This is a genomic window from Glaciecola sp. KUL10 (assembly GCF_003203515.1).
In the GTDB taxonomy this organism is placed as follows: Bacteria; Pseudomonadota; Gammaproteobacteria; order Enterobacterales; family Alteromonadaceae; genus Glaciecola.
The window spans coordinates 99210-123459 of the sequence record NZ_BGNG01000010.1; the positions used below are offsets into that span (position 1 = coordinate 99210).

The 24250-nt window shown below is 44.6% G+C and carries 14 protein-coding genes; 12 read left to right on the forward strand and 2 right to left on the reverse strand.

The annotated features are described in order from the left end of the window. Positions 1–59 precede the first annotated feature (59 nt). The gene (locus KUL10_RS15420) at positions 60–2108 is read left to right on the forward strand and encodes a prolyl oligopeptidase family protein (protein ID WP_199509284.1); all 2049 of its coding nucleotides are present in this window, start codon (positions 60–62) and stop codon (positions 2106–2108) included. Positions 2109–2296: 188 nt separating this feature from the next. Then, a complete protein-coding gene (locus tag KUL10_RS15425) occupies positions 2297–2671 on the forward strand; it encodes a VOC family protein (protein ID WP_110429840.1) in 375 nt (124 codons plus the stop codon). 23 nt (positions 2672–2694) lie between these two features. Here the strand turns inward: KUL10_RS15425 and KUL10_RS15430 are convergent, their stop codons facing one another. After that, on the reverse strand, positions 2695–3570 hold the full coding sequence (locus KUL10_RS15430) for an EamA family transporter (protein ID WP_110429862.1): 876 nt from the start codon (positions 3568–3570) through the stop codon (positions 2695–2697). Positions 3571–3813: 243 nt separating this feature from the next. On the opposite strand from KUL10_RS15430, the gene KUL10_RS15435 reads away from it, so the two are divergent. The 9 genes from KUL10_RS15435 to KUL10_RS15475 all read left to right on the forward strand — a co-directional run bounded on the left by KUL10_RS15435 (position 3814) and on the right by KUL10_RS15475 (position 21995). Beyond that, complete coding sequence (locus KUL10_RS15435; RefSeq protein ID WP_110429841.1) at positions 3814–5883, forward strand: S9 family peptidase; 2070 nt, start codon at positions 3814–3816, stop codon at positions 5881–5883. Positions 5884–6122: 239 nt separating this feature from the next. Then, a complete protein-coding gene (locus KUL10_RS15440; RefSeq protein ID WP_110429842.1) occupies positions 6123–7199 on the forward strand; it encodes an efflux RND transporter periplasmic adaptor subunit in 1077 nt (358 codons plus the stop codon). A 2-nt stretch (positions 7200–7201) separates the two neighbouring features. After that, on the forward strand, positions 7202–10309 hold the full coding sequence (locus KUL10_RS15445) for an efflux RND transporter permease subunit (RefSeq protein ID WP_110429843.1): 3108 nt from the start codon (positions 7202–7204) through the stop codon (positions 10307–10309). Between the two features lie 90 nt (positions 10310–10399). Then, complete coding sequence (gene iadA / locus KUL10_RS15450; RefSeq protein ID WP_110429844.1) at positions 10400–11548, forward strand: beta-aspartyl-peptidase; 1149 nt, start codon at positions 10400–10402, stop codon at positions 11546–11548. Positions 11549–11826: 278 nt separating this feature from the next. Further along, positions 11827–12840, forward strand: coding sequence for a VCBS repeat-containing protein (locus KUL10_RS15455; RefSeq protein WP_110429845.1), 1014 nt, complete (start codon positions 11827–11829; stop codon positions 12838–12840). A gap of 19 nt (positions 12841–12859) precedes the next feature. After that, positions 12860–20965 (forward strand): RHS repeat-associated core domain-containing protein, encoded by an 8106-nt coding sequence (locus KUL10_RS15460; protein WP_110429846.1) that lies wholly within the window; start codon positions 12860–12862, stop codon positions 20963–20965. A 3-nt stretch (positions 20966–20968) separates the two neighbouring features. Further along, positions 20969–21442 carry a hypothetical protein gene (locus tag KUL10_RS15465; protein WP_110429847.1) on the forward strand — a complete coding sequence of 158 codons (474 nt, stop codon included), beginning with the start codon at positions 20969–20971 and terminating at the stop codon, positions 21440–21442. Positions 21443–21543: 101 nt separating this feature from the next. After that, the gene (locus tag KUL10_RS15470) at positions 21544–21807 is read left to right on the forward strand and encodes a hypothetical protein (protein WP_110429848.1); all 264 of its coding nucleotides are present in this window, start codon (positions 21544–21546) and stop codon (positions 21805–21807) included. Further along, a complete protein-coding gene (locus tag KUL10_RS15475) occupies positions 21804–21995 on the forward strand; it encodes a hypothetical protein (RefSeq protein ID WP_110429849.1) in 192 nt (63 codons plus the stop codon). Before KUL10_RS15470 ends, KUL10_RS15475 begins: the two co-directional genes overlap by 4 nt. Before the next feature lie 171 nt (positions 21996–22166). Here the strand turns inward: KUL10_RS15475 and KUL10_RS18680 are convergent, their stop codons facing one another. Further along, positions 22167–23183: an AAA family ATPase gene (locus KUL10_RS18680; RefSeq protein WP_158525408.1), complete on the reverse strand. Its 1017-nt coding sequence runs from the start codon at positions 23181–23183 to the stop codon at positions 22167–22169. A 276-nt stretch (positions 23184–23459) separates the two neighbouring features. Between KUL10_RS18680 and KUL10_RS15485 the strand changes: the two genes are divergently transcribed. After that, positions 23460–24250 (forward strand): RHS repeat protein (locus tag KUL10_RS15485; RefSeq protein WP_158525406.1); only part of this gene is annotated, 791 nt, incomplete at its 3' end.

The window sequence follows — 24250 nt, forward strand, 5'->3', positions numbered from 1 at the left end:
CTGCCCAACAATCTACAACTGCTGATGATGTAGTATCCTAAGCAAAAGAGGCAAGTGTTATTAAAGTTGAATATCCAGTAACAGCAAAAGGCGACGTCGTAGATACCTATTTTGATACGCAAGTCGCTGATCCCTATCGTTGGCTAGAAGATGATAGAAGTGCAGAAACCGAAGCATGGGTAAAAACTCAAAATGAAGTGACTCAAGGCTATCTCGCACAAATCCCATATCGCGAAAAAATCGCAGATACTGTTAGAGACCTGATTAACTACGAACGCGTTACCGCGCCATTTAATGAAGGCGACTGGACCTATTTTTATAAGAACGACGGCTTGCAAAATCAAAGTGTCGTTTATCGTCAAAAAGGAGATGGGCCGGCAGAAGTCTTTATCGATCCCAACAAGTTTAGTGAAGATGGCACGGTATCACTGGCTGGACTTTCATTTTCAGACGATGGCTCAATCGCAGCTTATCAAACCTCTACTGGCGGAAGTGATTGGAGAGAAATCTACTTTTTAGGTACAAACACAATGGAGTTTGTTGGCGAGAAGCTTGTCGATGTTAAGTTTAGCGGCATGCAGTGGTACAAAAATGAGGGTATTTATTATTCTAGTTACGATAAACCCACTGGTTCTGAGTTAAGCGCAAAAACTGACCAACACAAGCTTTTCTATCACAAAGTCGGTACCAAGCAAGCTGATGACCAGAAAGTCTTTGGGCATATCGATGCCGAAAAACATCGCTATGTTGGCGCGCAAGTCAGCGAGGATAATCGTTACTTGTTGGTCTCAGCAGCAGTTTCTACGTCTGGTAATAAAGCATTTTTAAAAGACTTAGAAAATCCAGATGCTGGCTTCAAAGTCGTAAAAGCTGACGTTGCTTCAGACGTCTATATGCTCACAAGCCAAGGTGATAAGTTGTTTTTGGTAACTAACGAGAACGCCCCAAACAGCAAAATAGTGGTCGCTGATGCGAATAACCCAAGTGTCGAAAATTGGACTGATTTGATTGCAGAAACAGAAAATGTGCTTTCGCCTAGCACTGCTGGTGGATTTATCTTTGCGGAATACATGGTGGATGCTATTTCAAAGGTTTATCAATACGACTTAGAAGGTAAGCAGGTGCGTACAATCGAGCTGCCGGCGATAGGCAGTGCTGGAAGCTTCGCAGGTAAGAAAACTAACGATGTGACCTATTACACATTTACCAATTATACGATGCCAACCACGATTTATAGTTTTGATATCAACAGCGGTGAATCAAGCCTATACAACAAACCAGACACAAAATTTGATAGTGAACAGTATGTGTCGAAGCAGGTGTTTTATAGCTCTAAAGACGGTACTAAAGTACCGATGATTATCACTCATCACAAAGACACCCAACTAAACGGTGAAAACCCGACGATTTTATACGGCTACGGTGGTTTCAATATTTCATTGACGCCTCGTTACAGCTCAACCGTTGCTGCATGGTTAAAGCTAGGCGGTGTTTATGCTGTGCCAAATATTCGTGGTGGAGGCGAGTACGGTAAGGCATGGCACAAAGCCGGTACGCAATTGGAAAAACAAAACGTGTTTGATGATTTTATCGCTGCTGCTGAATATTTAATTGCAAACAAATATACAAGTAGCAGCAAGCTTGCGCTTCGTGGTGGTTCTAACGGTGGTTTACTGGTGGGTGCAGTGATGACACAAAAACCTGAATTAGCTGCGGTTGCATTGCCTGCAGTAGGCGTTTTGGACATGCTTCGCTACCACACTTTTACAGCTGGCGCTGGGTGGGCATATGACTATGGTACGTCAGAACAGAGCAAAGAAATGTTTGAATACTTAAAAGCGTATTCACCAGTACACAATGTGCGCGAAGGTGTTGAATACCCTGCGACCATGGTGACGACAGCAGATCACGATGACCGTGTTGTGCCTGCGCACTCATTTAAATTTGCAGCCGTTCTTCAAGAGTTCCAAACCGGCGATAACCCAACTCTGATTCGCATCGAAACGGATGCAGGGCATGGTGCGGGTACACCAATCAGTAAAACGATAGAACAATTTGCTGATATCTATGGATTTACACTTTGGAATATGGGAGTTGGCTCGTTATAACACACTAGCCCGTACTGCTAATTTTAATTGGCAGTTTTGTAGTTAACTAAAACCCTCTAAAGCATAGTATTTAGAGGGTTTTTGCTTTTAAGGGAGTTGTTCAATTCATATTATAGTTCTTATTTTTGTGATTCTTTGTTAGATTAAATTTTAATCAAACACCGCTTTCATCTGACAAGGAGAATCCAATGCAAAACCCAGTAGGCTGGTTCGAAATTTACGTTCAAGACATGCCCCGTGCTTCCAAATTTTACGAAACCGTATTAGGTGTGAGTTTCGAAGCAATTAGCGACCCCACCGATGATTCGGTTGAAATGAATGGTTTTCCGTCAAACTATGAGGCTTATGGTGCAAGTGGTGCCTTGGTCAAAATGAAAGGAGTACCCTCTGGTGGAAGCACAATGATTTACTTTTCTTGCGAAGACTGCGCGGTAGAAGAATCACGCGTCGTCGGCGCAGGCGGGAAAATCGAACGACCTAAAATGTCGATCGGCGAATACGGTTTTATTTCTTTAGTGTGGGACACTGAGGGCAATATGGTCGGCTTGCATTCTCAAACATAGTTTTGGGTATGTGTATCGAGCACCTAAGCCCACATCACAAAAACAGCAGCCAGGCCAATGAGTAGCAAACCTATCAATTCGTGTCTTTGGATTTTATTTTTAAGCCAAAAGTGAGCTAGGACAAGGGTTAGCAGTACTTCAAGTTGGCCGAGTGTTTTGACATACGCGACATGCTGTAAGGCCATTGCGCTAAACCAGCAAATCGAACCTAGGCAACTGGTCAAGCTTGTTATCATAGTGGCGCTACTTCTTTGCCGAAGCTGCTTGAAAATGACAGGTTTGGTGAATGCAATGTAGGCGCACAATATAATGCTTTGTAAACACAACACCCACAACAATACCCATGCTGCGCTATACGGAAAGGCAATGTCTAAACTTAGACTCGCTTCTCTTACATACAAGGAGGTCAAGGCAAAACAGGTTCCGCAGGCAAGTCCGATGACGACCGTTTTTAAGCTGAGTTGACCTTTTTTACCGCCGCCGCTAAGGATAAAAACAGCGGCAGCACCCAACAAAATACCGACCCAGCCTAACAAGCTTAGCGCGCTTCCAAAAAAGAGAGTTCCAAGCACACCCGCCACTAAAGCTTCACTTTTTGCCAGCCCAGCACCAATCGCAAAATTCTTTTGCTTAAACAGCACTACCATAAGCGAAGTGGCCGCTATTTGAAGCAAAGAAGCTAAGCCAATATACAAGAAAAAGCTTGATTCAAACCTAGGAATACCGAGGTTCGAAAACTGATAAAGTAACAATAAATAGGCCGCGGCGATTGGGCTTGCAAATAGAAATCTAGCGAGCGTCACGCCTAAGGTATCAACAGTATCGCTTAACTGACTTTGCAGTGCGTTTCTGAACGTTTGCATGATCACCGCACCGATTGTGAATAAGACCCAGCCTATGCCGTCTATGCCAATCATGCCACTTTCCTTGTTGATTCATTTGAATAATCTTTGGCTCAATTCTATGCTTTATACAAACGCATACCAAGCGATAGTCAGAAAATATAACTGACAAAAAGCTCGATTAAACAGTTTTGACTTATGATGCGTATCCTAATATAAACATATCGTTAACAAGTCTAACGACAGTCAAACTATAAAAAGTACGTTAAAAATCGTACATCAATAAAATCGGAGTACCCCATGCTAAACAAAGCTTTTAAGCTAAGTCTACTTGCCGGCGCATTGACATTATCAAGCGCAGTGATGGCAAAGGCTGGTTTCGAAATTGAACATCTTCCTTTAGTTAAACACGCTGGCAACGTCACCGTATCGGGTGATGGTAAGTTGACAGCCTATACTGTCTCAAGCCCTAGAAATCTCCTTGAGGGTGATGATGATGGTCGCGCAGATACGCACTTATTTGTGATGCGTGACGGTCAGCAACCCGTTCAATTTATTGGTGGTCATGGAAGTGTATCTGCGCTTCAGTTCAGCCCAGATAATAAAACCTTATTTTTTAAAACCAAACGAGATGATGATAAGCAGACCTCGCTGTATTCAATTTCCTTATCCGGTGGTGAGGCCTTAAAGCGTTTCGAGTTTGAAACCAGTATTGGCGATTATGAAGTGGCAAAAGATGGCACGACTCTATACTTCGTTGCCAAAGCAAAAGACGAGACACCCGATTTAAAGAAAAAGGGATTCAAAGCCTACGCTTATGAAGAAGATGACCGACTCAACGATTTATGGTCAGTCGACTTAACGGATCCAGATGCTGAAGCGACTAAGTTGTATGAAAAAGGGCATATGACAAGTTTTGATTTATCTGACGATGGCGACACGATTGTGGCTGCGGTTGCTCCGACTAATTTAATCGATGATTTTTATATGGAGCGCAACCTTGTCGTTATCGATGCTAAAAGTGGTGAGCAAACCAATTTAATTGATATCCCAGGCAAGTTAGGTACCTTTGAAATTTCACCTAATGGCAAACACATCGCGTTCAACGCAGGCACAGATAAGCATGATTCATCAACGGGCGTCTTGATGCTTGCAAAAACTGACAGCGCGGAGTTTACTCAACTCACTGCTGAAAAAGAGCAGCATATTGTAGATGTCGATTGGTTGGGTAAAGACATATTGACCGTGGTTCACAAAGGTGTTGAAACCGACCTTGTGGTGTATAAAACCAATGGCGATATTCGACGTACACTCAAAACATCCGACGATATTGCGGTGAGAAGTGCAGATGTAGGCGACGGTGAAATTAGTTTTATTGCAGACAGCCCAGTGCACCCACGAGAGGTGTTTAAAGTTGAGCGTAGAAGCGGTAAAAAAGCCTCTGACCACAATGCATGGTTAAAAGACGTGGATTTACACAGTCAGTCTACGTTTACCTATAAAGCACGCGATGGTGAAAACATTGAGGGACTTTTAATTACGCCAAATGGTCAAGCACCTGCTGGAGGGTGGCCGCTTATTTTAGCCGTTCACGGTGGTCCCGAAGCGCACTTCAGTGATGGTTGGATTACTCGTTACTCTGAACCTGGACAGTTTGCAGCAACAAAAGGCTATGCGGTTTACTACCCTAACTATCGCGGATCTACGGGACGCGGCGTTGCATTCGCTAAACAGCATCAAAACGATTATGCGCGCAAAGAGTTTAACGACTTAGTTGATGGTGTTGAAGCGCTGGCTGAAGCAGGTGTGATCAACAAAGATCGCGTGGGCATTACAGGGGGATCTTACGGTGGTTATGCTTCAATGTGGGGAGCAACTGCCCTAACTGAGCATTTCGCTGCTGCTGTTGCCTTTGTTGGGATTTCAAACCAAGTATCCAAATTTGGTACCAGTGATATTCCAAAAGAGATGCATTTGGTTCACTCGCTCAAGTGGCCTTGGGAAGATAACTGGATGAATCTAATAGAGCGCTCTCCAATTTTCCATGCTGGAAAAAGTAAAACACCTACACTCATTATGCATGGTGAAGAAGATACTCGCGTACATCCGAGCCAATCAATGGAATTATATCGTTCAATGAAAGTGCGCACGGACACGCCGGTTAGATTGGTCTTTTATCCGGGCGAAGGTCATGGCAATAGAAAAGCAGCAGCTCAGTTCGACTATGCACTGCGTTTAATGCGTTGGATGGATACTTACCTTGCTGAAGAAGCTTCTAGAATGGATCCGATGCCTGCATTTGATCTAGGCATGGAAGACATCCTCAAAGGCGATGAAGAGTCGACAGATGCTGATGAAAGCAAAGATTAAACTTTCGTAATAATCGGTAACAAAGGGGCGACTTGGGTCGCCCTTTTTATTTTCTACCCATTGCTTTTTGGCCTCGACCAGTCATTAAGTCATTGCTTTTCAGCGCTTTGTATCAGTTAACAATTGTAAATTTATCGAAAAGATGGAGTCCTTTACTCTACAAAAGTCGTATTTTTTGGTCTGATCGGAATTACGTTCATTAGCGTAATCATAAGCTTACAAATCGGGATAATTAAGTCATGCTTTTAAATAAAAAACACGGCCTAGCCGCTTTTGTGCTTTTAGTCTGTTCTAGCAGTGTATGGGCACAAAGTTGGGGCGGTGCTGAACGCGCAGCAAGTGTGTTAGTTCAACCTGTCGTTTTTGAATACGAAGAAGCTAAAATTGAAGCTGTCGGCACCGCGGAAGCGGTCAAGTCCGTGACGTTGTTTCCAGCTGTCGCAGATAAGGTAACAGAAATTAATTTCACACCCGGGCAGCGAGTAAACGCCGGTGACGTATTAATTAAGTTAGATGATCGCCGCCAAAGAGTTGCGCTTTCTAGGGCGCAGATTCAACTTGCTGATGCTAAACGCAACTATCAGAGACTACTTGATAGTCAAAAGAGGGGCGCCGCTTCGCAAAGTGCTTTGGACGATGCCAAAACTGTTCGCGATTTAGCAGAGGTTGAACTTGAACAAGCTCAAGCAGATTTAGAAGACCGAAGTCTTCTCGCGCCATTTGACGGGGTTTTAGGGTTAACTGACATTGAAGTAGGAGATCGCATCACCACTCAAACGGTGGTCACAACGATCGATAAGCGTGACAATATTTTCGTAAACTTCAACGCGCCCGAGGCTGCTTTAGGTATCTTGCTTAATAATCCTGAGGTTAGCCTTCAACCATGGTCCAATCGGACGACCTATTTAAATGCAAAAATTGCAGAGGTCGATTCTCGAATTGACGAGAATGATAGAACGATTCGAGCCCGCGCTATTCTAGACAATGCTGATGATAACTATCGTCCAGGTATGAGCTTTCGCGTTAGCCTTAGTTTGAAAGGCAAAGAATACGCCGCTATTCCAGAAGCTGCTCTTTCTTGGGGCGCTTCTGGTGCCTATGTTTGGAAGTCAGTAGACGACAAAGCTCAAAGAGTCGATGTTAAAGTGAAACAACGACTGCGTGGACGCATACTAGTTGAAGGTAAATTAAATCAAGGTGATACTTTGATTACAGAGGGAATACAAAGGCTTAGAGTAGGGCAAGCCGTGAAAGCAGTGCCTACCGCCGTTGCAGACAAGCCGCGAACAGAGCCAGCAAAAAGAGGTGAGTCGTAGTCATGAAGAGCAACGAACTCAACCAAGTAAATGACTTGCCGTCATTATCAATCCGCAGACCCGTTTTAATTGTCGTTGTAAATTTGTTGATTGTGATAGCAGGTTTATCAGCAATTTTTGGCTTAGAAGTGCGAGAGCTTCCAGATGTAGATAGACCCATCGTATCTGTTCGCGCTAATTTCCCCGGCGCTTCACCTGAAGCTGTCGATTCAGAGGTGACCAGTAGATTAGAAGGTGCGGTTGCCCGAGTCAGTGGCGTCAAATCGATTCGCGCTCAAAGCGAAGAAGGCTTTTCAAGAGTCAGAGCTGAATTCCGTCCCGGCATCAATTTAGAAGACGCAGCTAACGAGATGCGCGAGGCTATCAGTCAAGTGCAACGCGAACTTCCAGACGATGTAGAAAGGCTTTCTATCGTCAAGGCCGACAACGACGCTCAATCAATCGTTAACTTAGCGGTTTCTAGTGAGACACTCAATCTAGAATCCCTCACCGAGCGAGTCGAAACCGACTTAGTACCTCTATTTTTAAGTATCCCCGGCGTCGCTGACGTGCGCTTAAACGGCGAGCGCGAGCGAGTGTTGCGCGTGATGGTCGATCCTTTGCGATTAACAAGTTTTAATTTGTCGATGACACAAGTGGCTGATGCTTTACAACTCGCGCCCTTTGATGTGCCAGCGGGTAGTTTAAGGTCGAGTGATCAGCAATTGATCGTAAGAGCAGATGCAACCTCAGTTTCAGCAGAAGACGTAGAAGATATCGTTGTACAAGGCAATACGCGTATTGGAGATATCGCCAGTGTGTTCTTTGGCCCTGCTGATCCAAATAGTTTTGTAAGGCTAAATGGTACACCCGTGATTGGTGTGGGTGTTATCCGTCAAGCAAAATCCAATACCATCGAAATTTCTGATGAAGTTCTGGCGATGATCGAACGTTTGGATAAGCGCTTTCCTGATATGACGATGGTGGTAACGTCAGACGATGCTGAGTTTATTAGAGATTCAGTAGAAGAGGTAATCGTTTCGTTAACGCTTACTGTTGCGCTGGTTGTGCTAACGCTTTGGGTGTTTATCGGTTCTCTGCGCTCGACAGTCGTGCCAGCGTTCTCAATACCCGTGTCACTTGCAGGTGCATTGGCAGTCATCTATCTTCTTGGTTTCTCCATTAATATTTTAACCTTGCTGGCACTTGTTTTAGCAACCGGCCTAATTGTTGATGACGCCATTGTTGTATCTGAAAATATTCAACGTCGACGCGCAATGGGCATGGGCGCACGCGCGGCAGCGGTCATCGGAACTCGGGAAGTGTTTTTCGCGGTGGTTGCCACTACCGCTGTATTAGCCGCGGTATTTATTCCTATCGCATTTTTACCATCCACCGCCGGTAGATTGTTCAGAGAGTTTGGTGGTGTGCTCGCGGGAGCGGTGATTATCTCATCTTTTGTCGCCTTATCACTGGTGCCAGCCTTGACCGCCAAACTGCCACTTAAAAGCAAGGAGAACGGGCTATTTAGTCGAACATTCGGCGCACTTGGCTTAAAAATCCTTTCTGCCTACCAGACGAGTCTAGGATGGTCGCTTAGATATGCATGGCTCATTGTGCTGCTAAGCGTTGCAGCAGCAGGAGGGGCGTTTGCACTTTATAAGCAGATTGATAATGAGTTACTCCCACCCGAAGACCGCGGCACGATTAGAGTGTTTGCTAGAGGCCCTGATGGTGTTGGAATTAACTTTATGGACCGACAAGCCCAACAAATCGAAGAAAAACTAGCTCCGTTTGTTGAAAGTGGTGATGTTGAGTCCTTTTATACAATCGTTGGTCGTTGGGATCCTAATGTGACGTTTATCACAGTTCCTTTAGCGCATTGGGATGATCGTGAGCAAACACAGCAAGAAATACTCGATAAACTCAGGCCACAGGTCGCTGCCATACCAGGCTCACCGGGGCGTGCTTTTGGTTCAAACAGTCTAAATCTTCGAGGACAAGGCGGCGGGCTAGAGCTTGCACTAACGGGAAGTTCTTATGAGCAAATATACGAAGCTGCGCTAGAATTTAGCAAGCAGATTGAAGACCAATTACCCGAGCTAGGCTCTGCACGCATATCATATCAGCCAACACAGCCGCAAATGCGGGTGAATATTGATAGACGCCGTGCTGAAGAATTGGGTGTACCTTTCAATGATATCAGTCGCACATTGCGAGCTGCCATTAATGGTGATGATATCGCTGATTTAAACGTGGGCGACCAAGCGGTGCCGATACTTTTACAAGCTGACAATCGCAATACGAGTAACCCTGCTGACTTAACAAATCTATATGTTGCTTCAAATACAGGTAGCCTTGTACCACTTTCTAGCATTGCTTATTTGAGTGAAGAAGGCGTTGCAGCTGAATTAGAACGTCATGCACAACGTCGCGCAATTGAGCTGGATATGGAATTACCCGACGATTTGCCTTTGTCGGATGCCGTGAGTTCACTGAGAGAGCTTGCACAATCAACCCTACCTGATGGTATTGGCCTTGTATTCTTAGGTGAAGCGCAGACTTTTGAAGAAACCTCTCAACAGGTGATGTTTACCTATGGTTTGGCTTTCTTAATTGTATTGCTTGTGTTGGCTGCGCAGTTTGAGAGTATCAATAGCGCCGTTGTGGTCATGTTAACTGTTCCGTTTGGTATCGCAGCGGCAGTATTTGCACTTTATCTGACAGGTACATCAATTAATGTTTATTCACAAATAGGCCTTGTGATGCTAATCGGCTTGTTAGCCAAAAACTCGATTCTCTTAGTTGAGTTTGCAGACCAACTTCGAGACAAAGGTGAAACGGTCAAAGACGCAATTTTGAAAGCGGGTGAAGTACGTTTACGTCCCATTATGATGACCTTAATGTCAACTATTTTGGGTGGCTTACCGCTGATTTTATCAACGGGTGCCGGTGCTGAATCTCGCAACGCAATTGGTTGGGTTGTATTTGGTGGACTAGGTATCGCCGCAGTGTTTACTTTGTATCTCACGCCTGTGATTTATTTAGCATTGGCAAGGTTTGCGAAGCCGCGCGCTAATGAAACAAGGCGTCTTGAAAAAGAAATGCAGGACGCACAAGAGATCCATTAGTCTTTTAGTGAGCAATGTTAGGCGATGCGCTATACTTGCCGCATCGTCTAACATTTGATGTCTTAAAATACATTAGAGAGCTCACTACTCGTGATAACCATAATTAAAAATGCAAACGTGTTTGCTCCACATTCGATGGGGCTCAACAACATCGTGGTCGCAGCCTCCAAAATTATTTATGTGGGAAAATCCCTTCCTACTATCGATTTACCCTCGACAGTCATTGACGCCGAAGGAGCAATGGTGACGCCTGGTTTTATCGACAGCCACACTCATTTAACAGGGGGTGGTGGTGAAGCAGGGTTTTCCACACGAGTACCTCCAGTACCTCTGAGTAAATTTACGTCCGCTGGCGTCACCACTGCTGTTGGCCTGCTAGGTACTGACGATGTGACACGCAATACAGAATCGATGGTTGCTCAAGTATACGCATTACGAGAAGAAGGGTTCTCAGCCTATTGTTACACCGGCGGTTATCACCTTCCACCCACCACATTAACGGGTTCAGTGCAGTCAGATATCGTGTTTATTGAGCCAGTCATCGGTGTTGGAGAATTAGCCATTAGCGATCACCGCTCTAGCCAACCTACCTTAAATGAGCTATTGAAAGTGGCTTCGCAAGCCCATGTCGCAAGGTTGATGACCGGCAAAGCAGGGATGTTGCATCTGCATCTGGGTGATGGTGAACGAGGATTGAGCTTAGTCAGAGAAGCCTTAGAACAAGCTGAAATACCACCGCGCACATACAACCCAACACACATTAATCGCCAACGTTTTTTGTTTGAAGAAGCCTGCGAACTGGCTAAACAAGGTTGTTGGGTTGATGTAACCGCTTTTGAGACGGGAGAAGAAGGCTATGAGCCTCCTGAAGCCTTACTGCGTTACATGAATCAAGACCTGCCACAAGACAAATTGACTATTAGCAGTGATGGAGGCGGTTGCCTACCTGATTTCAATGCAGATGGCAGTTTGCGCAAAATGGACTTTGCAGCATCGCAATCAATGACTGATGTTTTCTATCAACTTGTCGATAACGGCGAGAAAGTTGAAACATTTTTACCGTTTTTCACATTAAATGTTGCACAGTTGATGAATTTCCATCATAAAGGCCGCATTGTGGAAGGCGCAGATGCCGATCTTATAATTTTTGATAAGCACAATCGCATTGAGCACGTCATGGCCCTTGGCCATTTACACGTTAAACATAAACAGCAAGTTATTAAAGGTACATTTGAGTAAATACTTTTCGACTTCCTGATAAAGGGCGAAATCATTTTTCGTTTGAGTGAACTTTAAAAAGTCATACGAGAATCACATTACTACACTTGGTAATTTCTTGAGGGCAATAGATAACGACTCACTTGCTAACTACCCAACAGTAAAAATTTAAAATTTCTTTAAAAATCAATATATTTAATATTTTTCTTGATAATTGATAATTGATAATTTGGTGGTGGTGTTGCGGTTTTAAAGCGCCATTACCATAAAGACACAATAGTCACTCAAGGAATTTTTATATGGATATTCAGCGAGCCGCTCGGCTTGTCACTTCGCTATGTTTGTTAGTTTTAGCGCCACAGGCATTTAGTGATGATGCACTCTTCCAGTACGATTTTGAAACACACTCATTGTATTACGCGGACGTCGACGGTGACGGCGGGACGGATATGTTTTTACATGCTCTGGTTGAAGGCGAACCCTCGCTTTGGGTGAAGGGCAGCGCGGGAAATAATCAACTTATCCATAAGGCGGCCGACGCACAGCAGCTTCCTTTGTTGATTGAAGGTGAGTCATGGCATGAGGGTGTTGCTCAGGTGTTTATTGGGCGGTTGAACGACGATGCCATGATAGACGTAGGCGTAATTCTGCCCAACAGTCAGCAAGTCTTTGGGTTATGGGGGGCGGCGACTGATGCACTATTATCCGCGCAGTTACTTGATGTGAGCACGTTTACTTGGGACAGAAATGAGGGCGAATACGAGTATTTAGCAGGCGACTTTAATGGTGATGATTTGATTGACCTTTTAGCGTTATCGCAATCGAATAAAGCGCACTTTGTCTATCACTATTCAGAGTCATCTGGGTTTGAGCAGGTTCAAAAGATTGGCAAAAATAAAAAATTGGGTAGTAAAAAAGACTTGAGGTTTTTGATGTCCGATTTTAACAACGATGGTAAGGATGATTTGTTTGCCATTGCGAGGAGTTCGGGTAAAAAACATTTTACTGCTTATGCCAATGAAAATGGTAAGTTCAAAGAAAAGGACATTGAGGTACTAAAGGATAAGTTCACCCCTTACACATGGCTAAGTGACCAATACAGCACCAATGTTGTGGATATTGATGCGGATGGCTATAACGAAATTCTCAGAATGTATAACTCCCCTTATGCTTATGACTTAGAAGGCAATCAATTTTTGCTTTTTGAGCCTGAAGTGCCACTCGATGAGCCATGTAAGATAGTGTTTTACAGTGTATTTAAAAAGGTACATGGCCTTTATTGCCCCGATGGTAGCGTAAAGCTCAGTCAGTAAATCAAAGACAAGGACAGTCATGAAACTAAATCAATACATTGCGGTAAAAGCGATGGTGGCGTTGTTATGTTTGTTGTTTGTTGCGTCTGCGCAAGCTACTATCCCTGCTACCCCAACCTCGTCACCAAGCGCAACTCATTATTACCCCAGTGTTGGGCAATTGTTTCGCATTGACTTTCCACGTGCCAGCAATACGATAGGGTATCGCGTGCATCGTAAACTGGGCAGTGGGGCGTGGAAGTTAGTCAAACACTCCCAAGAGAACTTCTACTACGATAAACAATCGACGCCGGGTGTTTATTATTATCGCTACACACGTTTTAATGTCAGCGGCACCTCCGGTGCAAGCCCTTCGGTAAAAGTCACGATTGGCAGCCTCTCTAATCCCACAAGGGCACCGTCTTCTTCAGTGGGCTCAGCATCTGAGGTGGCTCAAAACTTTAGGATAAGTTGGTCAGACGCTCAGAATGTCGGTAATTATGAGCTGGTAAGTCACGTGGATTCAACGTCAAGAGCTGCAACACGTTTATATTGGGGGCCTCGTAATAGTAAAAATTTGAATCACACGCATGTTGCCAATTACTACTACAAATACAAACAATGTAACCAAGCGGGATGTTCAGGTTACAGTCCACATAGACTTGTTTATGTCTATGGCTCACCCAATGGGGTTGCAAATCTGCGCGTCAGTGCTTCGAGCCTTGCGTTAGATGAATCCACCACGTTAACGTGGAATAAGCCTTCTGGCATGGCTGGCGATAAAGGGTACTACCTGATTAAAGAACAGTCTCCCAGCGGTGCAACGACAACAGTGGGTAACATTCGCAGCAATTTTAGCAATAACAAAAGCTTCAGTGTTTCGCCAAACAACGGCGCGGGTGACTACCAATATAGCGTATATGCGTGTAACGACAGCGAGTCAGCTCACTCACGGTGTTCGTCTGCTCAATCCGTTTCGGTTGAAGTTGTGGGCTTGCCTCCTTCCTCGCCGCCGTCTACAGTGACGGCAACCGTAGTGAATAACTCAGATATTAATGTTTCTTGGGAAAGTGTAAATAGCGCGACTTCATACGATATCGAGAACAGCGTTAATGGGGCTGCGTGGTCGGGTAATGAAAACGACCCTTCCACATCTAAAGTTTATTCTAATGTTCAGCCTGGTGATTATCACTTCCGCGTGAGAGCATGCAATGATAATGGGTGTAGTGATAGTTGGAGAACATCTAATGCGGTAACATTAGAACCTTCTAATATAAAACCAACAATTGCAATAACCTCCCCAAACAATGCTCAAAGTTTCTCAAGCGATCAAGATGTGATCGTGCAGGTTCAAACTGAAGACCTTGATGGGATTGTTGAGCGAGTCGACTTTAAACTTCTTGAAAACGGAAGTTGGACAACTGTTCATTCGATGCCATACACTCATAATTTCGGCACTTTACCGGTTGGCACATATGCCGTTGAAGTACGTGCAAAAGACGATGATGGGTATTTTTCTGCAATTGCTGCGGTTAACTTTAGTGTAACTGAACAAATCATTCAATGGTCAAACACAACCGAAACTACAGTACCGGACGCTACAGTTGCTGCGCCCACACTTACCAATAGTGACTTTTTTGGCGCGATCCCCGCAAACGCAAGTGTAAACGGTGGACAGGCGTCATATTCCATACCTATTCAAATTATCCCTGGGCGCGCTGCAATGCAGCCAAATATCTCATTAAATTACAATAATCGCAGTGGCAATGGCATTGCGGGAGTTGGCTTTGGTTTGAGTGCTGGAGGGGTAATTTCTCGATGCGCGCCAACTCTGGCGCAAGACGGTCAGCACAGTAATATACAGTATGATTTAGGTGTTGATAAGCTTTGTTTAGATGGGCAACGACTCGTATTGGCATCAGGTACATACGGCTACAATGGTGCAATCTATCGCAAAGAGTTAGATGATATGACAAGAGTCGAACAGTACGGGGATGATATAAATAGTACTGAGAGTTATTTCTTAGTCAAATCACCTAACAATCGCATCCTAACATTCGGAATGTATGCGCAAGTGGTGCCAAGTAGTATGTCTTTACCGCTAACTTGGCAACTTGATAAAGTAGAAGATTATTCGGGTAACTTTATTCGCTATTATTATGTGGATAGTGGCACAGACGAGGTTTTGCTCGATTATATCACGTACACAGGGTCTGAAGACGCTGATGGTAATCGAGAAGTTTATTTTTCGTACGAAAATAAAACAGACATCCGAACCAGCTACCTTGCAGGAGGCGCAACACGTTCAAGCAAGCGCCTAAAGTCTATTTACACACAATACAACAACAAAAAGGTTTCTGAATATACCTTAACTTATCAATACAGTGATGCGACTCAGCGGTCTTTACTTGCTTCTATTGAATTTTGTGGATATGACGATGATGACAATATATGTCGACCAATTACTGAGTTTGAATGGTCAGATGATACCCCTGTGTTTGAATTAGAAAGGCTGCAAAGCAGTGATGACAATGAACTTATTGAATTAGGTGAGGCGTCGACAATCACTGATATCACTTCTTTTGCCGCCTCGGGTGATATCAACGGAGATGGTGTGAGAGATTGGGGGGAGTATTTTGTGAATGCCGAAGGTGCAGAGAACGGCTCTAATAACTTCAACACCAATTCATGTGTACGCAGTTTGTTTACCTATAAGCCTGTGTGTGTCAATGGTGATTTTAATCTCGATGGCAAGTCAGATGTGTGGAAGATACAAAGCGATACGCTGCGCATTGGTTACACAAATTACCCGAGCACTGACGTAAGCTGGCAAGATACCCTCATACCGATTGAAATCAATTCGTTACACGAAGATAAGCTTGTAAACATTGGCGACTATAACGCAGATGGTTGGCCTGATTTAGTCGTTGAAAATAAAGCGATTAATAGCGCTGGTGAAACACTCGCACACTCAGTTAGTTTGTATCTGCATTCAACAGACGAAAATAATCCCTACTCATCCGCGCAGGAAATTTTAAATTGGGGGACTAACAGTGGTAACCTAAGTATTAGTTATCTTGGTGACATGGACGGCAATGGCCTACCCGATTTAGCCGTATCAAGTTCATCATTGCATGCGCAGAACGTCCTCACGTCACTCCTTTTGACCAAGTTGGATCGCTCAGTTGTCGAGTTTAAATCAAAATCCCTTGATTTTGGCGGCAAGAAACTAACGGGATCATTTTCAATATTGTTTGATGCAAACGGCGACGGGTTAAATGATTGGATAGGGTGGATAGACTATAGTGACAAGAACAAGCAGCTACACTTAAAGATAAACAATGGCGATGGAAGCTTTGCTGATGAAGTAGCACTGGGGGAGGACTCTGTGCTCAGGACACGAAAAATCCCTGTTAATTTAAGCCGTGATAATCCAACACCTCAAGGAGATGAAGACGGGGAAGAAGCCGAAGGATCCTATGTGGCGCCCGAACGCTTTGTTGTGGTGCCCATGTACAAAGATGCATTTAAAATTGCTGATATTAATGGTGACGGTAAAAGTGAGCTACTCATGCCAGCAAAGCGATTAGCGACCGGCTGTCACACATTTACTGAAATCCAATCAAATCAACCAAAAATCACAGAGGCATGTGGGGATGATTTGTATGGCACCTACAATACTCATACTCAAACACTCAGTATGCCTTCTCACTGGGACAGCAGTATCTATCTATACAAAGCAATGTCAGTGACTGAGCAAAGTGATGGTGACGTCCAAGCAATTCAAACATCAACACCTATTATTGGTGCAGCGAACAATGCGTTTATCATTGATGCCTTTGGTAAAGGCCTTCCCGATATGGTGTTTGCATATGGCTGCTTAACCAGCAATGATTGCCGAATCGAAGTACCAGTAGACTCCCCCATGGCTGGTTTGAGCCAGAATCAAGTGTATATTAGTAAAAATTATGGTGCCGCTGGCAAAAGCAAACCAAATGCGAACGAGTACCGTGCGATTGACCTGCTGACACAAGCTGAAAATGGTGTGGGTCAGCTTTATCAATGGGATTATTTGCCATTAAGCTCTGGACAGATTGCCAATTACTATACAAGGTTAGGTGAAACTGTTGATGATGAGCACTTTAATTTTGCATCAAGTATGTATGCGGTATCTGCATTTAGACAAAGCAATGGACGAAACGGCCTAAACGAGCTGCAATACCGTTATGAGGATGCAACCTTTAATATAAAGGGTCGAGGGTTTAGCGGTTTTTCAAGTATAACAGCCATTAATGTCAGCCAGGGGATTGAGACAACAACAGAGTTTGAACTGGTGTTTCCAAAGACAGGCAGAGTGTCCGCGCAAACAACAAGAAGAACGTCTGACCAAATGCAGCTCAGTGCTACTGTCAATGAGTGGCTAGAAAACCCTAATTACACCTTCACCAACAGTAAACACGTTTATTTATATGAAAGTAAACAAACCACCTACGACATCAACGACGGTGAACAGATTAGTTCGATAACATCAACAACCAATGATATCGATAAATTTGGAAACGTAAAAGGTGCTATCAGTGTGGTTAACGATGCCTTTGCTGAATATCAAACCCAACATATAGCAGAATATGATGCGGATACGGATTGGCCTCATAAAAAATTATCCAGCACGGTTACAAAAGGCGTTGAGTACGAAGCAGAACAAACCGCTAAAAAATATTCAGACACATCACTTACCCAGTCAATGACTACCAATTATGCTCAATGGGATGAAACAAAGCGACTACCCGAGACGGTCACGGTCGCCACAGGACTGACTGCAAAAACCGAAGAGGAGTGCAACGAACTACAACATATTAGTCAATGTCTCAGTACCGTTACTGCGTTTAACGATTATGGCTTGCCCACAACTGTCACTGTAACTGGTAGTATGATGAGCGGTTCATCAGATAGTATTGCGCTACAACAGCGAAGCACTATCACTACCTACTCAAATGACGGTGCCATGCAAGCTGACGACGGTTATTTTCCCTATACCGTCACTCAAGTTGAAGCCACCGAAAATTTAGTCAGCACACTGCTGACGCGCCCTCAAACAGGTCAAGTGTATAGTGTGACTGATGCTGCCAATGTCGTGACGCTCACCCAATTTGATAAGTTAAATCGCCCTATACAAGTCGATATTACGGGTTACCCTTCTCAATATATTCGCTATCAGGCACCCGATGGTTATGCGCCTGCATATGCAATCATGATGGAAGCGCGTTTTCAGGCCGGCCAAGCTAACAGTGCCGTTTACAAGGATTTATTGGGTCGCACCTTGCGCACAAGGGTGTCTCAGTTTGAGGGGCAAGATACTCATGCATTTAGTGATACTCGTTTTGATGCGGTAGGGCGCATCACACACCAATCCAATGTGTATCAAACCTCGCCAGCATTTACCACTTATCATGACTTTGACGTGCTTAATCGCCCCAATAGCAAAAAGTCACCTGCTGCCGATAACCCCAATACTCATGTGGAGACAACCTATACTTATAATGGCTTAACGACTGATATTGAAGTTGAAGTTGAAGGTGAAGGTGAAGGTGAAGGTGATACACGTACGCTAAGCATGAGTCGCGACTATAATGCACTTGGACAGCTAATGAGCACGACTGACGCCAAAGATGGGGTCACGCAATATGCCTACGACGGTGCAGGCAACCCTGTTACAATTAAAGACGCCGCTGGCAACAGCATTCACACGAGTTACGATAGTTTTGGGCGTAAATTATGGGTGCGCGACCCTAACCAAGGTCACACTCAGTTTACGTATAATGACTTTGGCGAGCTTGAAAAAGAAGTCGATGCAAACGCGGATGTGATTAGATACGACTACGATATGATAGGGCGTCTGACTAGCCGCCTAGCGCCTCAAGCAAATGCAAGTTTTGGCTACAATGCACGTGGGTTAATGGATGAAGAGACGGCGCCAAATTTCAAAAAAGAATTTGTGTATGATGCCAGTGCCCGAGTAGAGCAAGTCACCACTACCATAGATAATGCTTCAAGCATAGATAATGCTTCAAGCTATGTGATGAAAACTCAGTACGATAGTCATTATGGTCGTCCAAAAGCCTACGTTTATCCCAATGGGTTAACCGTTGCGCTGCAATATACAGACACAGGTTATCTCAGTCATGAAGAAAACGCCGCTACCGGTTATGTGTATCGAGAAGTCACCGCCCAAGATAGCTGGGGCAACATTACCCAAGCCAATCTAGGTAACGACACCTTAACGGGGACATACCAATATCACGCCCATACTGGTCAAATGCACACAAGCGTGGTTGACAAGGAAGGCGCTGTCTTGCACTCGTTAGAATATACGCAGTATGACAGCTTTGGTAACATCAAAGAGCAAGTCAATCACGTGCAAGACTTCACAGCCACTGAAACCTTTGAGTATGATGATTTGTTCAGGCTGCTAAGCAGCACTGTGAATGCAGGTGATACCTCGGTTGGGATTAATTATGCCTATGATGCGGTGGGTAATTTAACCAAAAAAACTGATTATTCGAGCAACAGTGATTCAGCCTATCAATATCATGCCAACTCAAACAAGCTAAGCAGTGTTACCTTAAAGACAGGTGGCATCGACAGTTTTACTTACGATGGCAAAGGTAATTTGACGCACCGCAATGACGTGCTTGAAAGTGTGTATAACGTGTTTAACAAGCCAACACGCATCACCAAAAACGGCGCCGATATCAGCTTATATTACGGCGCAGATTTAGCCCGCTATAAGCAAGTCCGTGTGGTCGATGGCAAGACAATTACCACCCATTACATTGACAAAATGTTTGAGGTAGAAACCACACAAAATAAGCGCAGTGAAAAAACCTACATCAGTGATGTCGCCATTATTAATCAAACAAGCGTTGATGAGGTCATCAGTGATATCACGATTCGCTACGCGCATCGCGACCGCTTGGGCAGTGCAACTACGTTTACTGACCACAATGGTGCGGTGACGGCATATCGAGGATATGACCCCTTTGGTAAACCAAGAGGCAGTGATTGGCGTCCTTTAAAGGTCTCTGAACTAGCAGATGAAACCACCCGCCGCGGATTTACAGGGCACGAGCATTTGGATGAAGCGCAGTTGATTCATATGAACGGGCGGGTGTATGATTATAACGCTGGGCGGTTTTTGAGTGTAGACCCAATTATCCAAGCACCGAGCAACAGCCAATCGCTTAACCCTTATTCGTATGTGATGAACAACCCACTATGGGGCACAGACCCTTCAGGGTATTGTAGTTCAGGTCGAATAGGCGCAGCGAAAGGTTCGGTTTGTGGCGGTGGAGCTGGGTCTGCGGCAGCGTCGTTGTCAAAAGTGAAAACGACCGATAAGCTTGAGAGGGTTGAGATAAATCAATCTACTGGAACAGCAACTGCCACTACTCAAAATGGTGGCACGCTATCAGTATCGAATTTATCGACAATGCAAACCTCAGCGCTGATGGATATTGGTGGGCAGGCTGATGTAGCTGCGGCGAACGATATTTCGAGTACCGATCAAAGTCAGAATGATACATCCATAACTCCTGTTGCAGGCTCTTTGTTTGGCGTCACTCAGGCTGGCGCAACCGTAGCCGCTGGTGAAGGCGCTGTTGCCACAGGTTTTGGTGAGTGGTTGGCCGCTGGAATAAGGCACCTGATGGGAGGAGTTGCAGTTGCTGCAGCCCTGACCATTCCCAGTGATACTCCTATAGATGAAGATAATCAGTATCTTTATGTTACGTATACACGAGTTAACCCCAAAACAGGCCAAGTTTATGCGGGGCGAACTGGGGGGTATGGAACACCAGAAGAGTTAGTTCATCGACGCTCGTTGGGACAACCTCATTTAACAGCAGAAGGATTTAGACCTCCTTCCGTAGACCAGTGGTCAACCGTGAGGGCTGCTATTCGTGGTCGAGAACAGCAACTTATAGATTTCTATGGCGGGGCAAGAAGTGTAGGAGGAACTGCACGAAACTTAATTAATGGAGTTGCAGACTTCAATCCAAATCGGCCGTTTTACATGAACGCGGCAAGAGTAGCATTTGGTAACTTGCCAGACAATTCACCTGATAGATTAAGACTAGATTGGAAGTAAGCTATGGCAAAGAGAAAACGAACTCCACAATTCAATAGCGGCAACGTGTACGCGATACCTTTAAACGATGGTTTCGCTTTTTGTGTGGCGTGTGTGGGTAATGAGTTCACATTTTTTGACCACATAGCAGGTGACTCATCAATGCCAGATTCGTTGTTAGAGTTGCCTGTGGCATTCAGAGTTCTTGTAGGAAAAGGAGAACCCCAAGAGGGAGAATGGATTCTTTTAGGCAATATAAAGTTAAGTGAAAATATGCTTTTTAAAAGCAATTTCTTACACAGGCCAGTTGGTGCAACCGATTACTTTATATACTTTGATGGTAAATCCACCCTAGCATTAGAAGATGAGGTAAAGGGATTAGAGTTATTTACCGTTTGGTACTCTGAAGATATTGTCAGGCGGTTAGAAGAGCATTTTTCAGGAGAGAGTTGCAGCACAACCACTGCAATTAAAAAACAACTAAACATACCATTCTAGTAGAACAAGACGAAATATCCTCAATAGAAGTTCTGAAGGAAGAGCGATGTTGTACAACAACTCCCTTAATAATATGAAAAACATAAATTAAGGGGGCAGTAATGAAACGTGTAGGTTATTTTGCTCTATCTATTATATTTTTACTGGTTGGGGTTTCGCTCTTTCATGGTATTTCAGCCAGTTCAGAGGCAGAAAAAATGAACGATTATGTTAACCCTCAAGTTAATGTTAGCTATCTTATCCCCGATGCAGATGGGATTGCTATTGAAGAAATTGTGTCTGAGTTCTTATCGCATAAAGGGTTTATTCCTTCGTCCCGTGTTTCAGGCGGTGAGCACGGTAAAAGTGGGCTGCAAAAGGCATGATCAAAACTTTATGGAAGAATGAAGATAAATATATTGATCTCAGTAATTTGTTAAATACAGATTGCTTTAATTTGAGGATTCATACTGAATCTGAGAATGAAAGCAAAGACATAGAAACTGAGTTAATTGCCAAAGTATCTCAAAGTTATCCTGACTATATTAAGTATGACACCTTGCAGTGTCGTTAACTTAGGAAACCAAAGCCCACTCTCGTGGGCTTTGTTGTTTATGGGGCTAGGCAGCCAGCTCATTGTCATTGGTGATCTGCTGCGTGGCTTCCTGTTGTGCCTCTTGCTCGGCAATGTATTCACAGGCCATGGCCTTGTGTTTATTAATGCTCATGCAGCGGGCTAGCGTTTTCAGGCGTGTTTCTGTGTCGGGCGTTTGGCCTTTGTCGGCCTGACCGCTTTGGGCATCCAGCTCTTGGCCATTGACGAACCAGTGGCACTTGTCCTTGTGACGACTTCCGGCCACATAGCTTGCGGCTCTGTCCATGGCGGTGGTATACAACACAAAGGTGTCGCCATCGACAGTTGCCCCTTGGCTTGAGTACACCGTACAGGCATAGGCTTGCACCAGTTGCAGTCTGCCTTGCTCGTCCGAGTAATCCGATTGATAAAAGCTGACGGTGCGCCCTGAGTCGAGCTTGACGGTAAAGCGAATATCATCCCCTTGTTGCAGCACTTGAGTAATGGTGCCTTGCTCGCCGTTGGTGAAATCTTTTTGTAATCGTTTTTGGTAAAGCGAACCCGCTCACCTTTTGAGAACGCAAAGTACAGGCTTTGGTTGGACACCACGCATTCGGTCAGAATGTTTTCTGTGCCGAGTTTACCTTGCTCCTGATAGACGGTGCGCACCAAGTCGTTGAGGGGTTTTACGTCTTTCCAGCGCTGCGCCATTATCATGGTTTGCTTGTCGGGGTTGGCCTCAGTGTAGGCCTGCCAGTGCTTGACTAATTGCTCACGTGCGCTTTGGCTGTCTTGCTCGATGTGCAGCAAGTCTTTGCCAGCAAAGGTATCCAGTGCGGCTTTGGCATTGCCTGAGCGCAGGTCATTGACCGCAGTACGTGCCCACGCTTCACGTTGTCTGCGAATGGTATTAATTCGCGCACAGCCTTGGCGCTGAGAAAGATAGCGCAAGCTGCCGCCATGGGTGATGGCGTCCATTTGCTGTTGCTCGCCTACTAATACCAGTTTGGCTCCAGCGCTGTGTGCGGCCTGCATTAACTGCAGTAAGTCAGGCGTTGCAAGCTGTCCCGCTTCATCGAGCAATATCACTGTATCTTTGAATTTGGCTTGGCTGTTGCCTTTGCCAAGCTCGTTTAACAGGCTCGCTAGTGTGGTACTTTCAATCCCTAATAAAGGGGTCAGTGTTATTTAATCCACCAGTACAGTTTTACTTGGTACAGAGTTGTTATGTTTGGCGAATGTTTTATATTTAAGCGTGAGTCATTATGTAACTATACCCTAAAATAATACAGCTTACTCATTGACAATTATCGTTGTTGAACGCCAAAACCCGCGCCTAGGAATATTTTTCCAACAAGGTATACTCAGTAGATACTAACGCTCTTTAACACCGCTGCTCTCCTAGCAAAATCGCCATAAACAGGTAGATATGCACTAGTCTCGTTCATTCATATGAACGGGCGGGTGTATGATTTTAACGCTGGGCGGTTTTTGAGCGTTGATCCTTTTGTTCACGAGGGTTCTCAAGGCATTAACCCATACTCCTATATCATGAATAACCCACTTTCTGGAACTGATCCAACGGGGTACAAACCAGAAGATGAAAACACCAAGATAGTATTAAAGAAAAAATCTGGTAGCCGAGTAAAGTCAAAAGTTGAGGTAACTGCACAATCTTCAGGCAATGGCGGTGCGACAATATCGTTTTCGGGAAGCGATAGTGCAGCCGTTAATGACGTTAAAAGTGCTGTTAGTGGTAGTCTTTCAAAGGCCGGATTTGATGTGGCCGATTTGGGTAGTCAAGCAAGTGTGGCAGTGGATAATGGTAATTCGAGTGCCAATCAAAGTCAGGACTTCCAAACTCGTCTGGAAAATGGTGAATTCCAAAGCCCATTTAGTAAAGCACAGCGGTGGATATTTGATAATTTCATAAACCCCATTCCCGATATTGAAGATTCAATTGATGCGGCGATGAGTGGCGACTATAGCGGTGCGTTAGAGTCCATGGTTGGAATTGTCGGCAAGAAGGTTAAAGCATTAGGTAAAATTGGCGAAGGCATTGCTGATGGTGTTACAAAGATTACGGGTTATACCAAGCATGGGTTAAATCAAGCTATAGGTCGTGATGGCGGAAGAGGGGTAAATGCAACGGAAATGCTTGAAGCAATCCGAAATCCGAAAAAGGCTATACAGCAGTCTAACGGCGCAACAGCTTATCGAGGCAAAAAGGCAACCGTAGTGCTCAACGAGGAAGG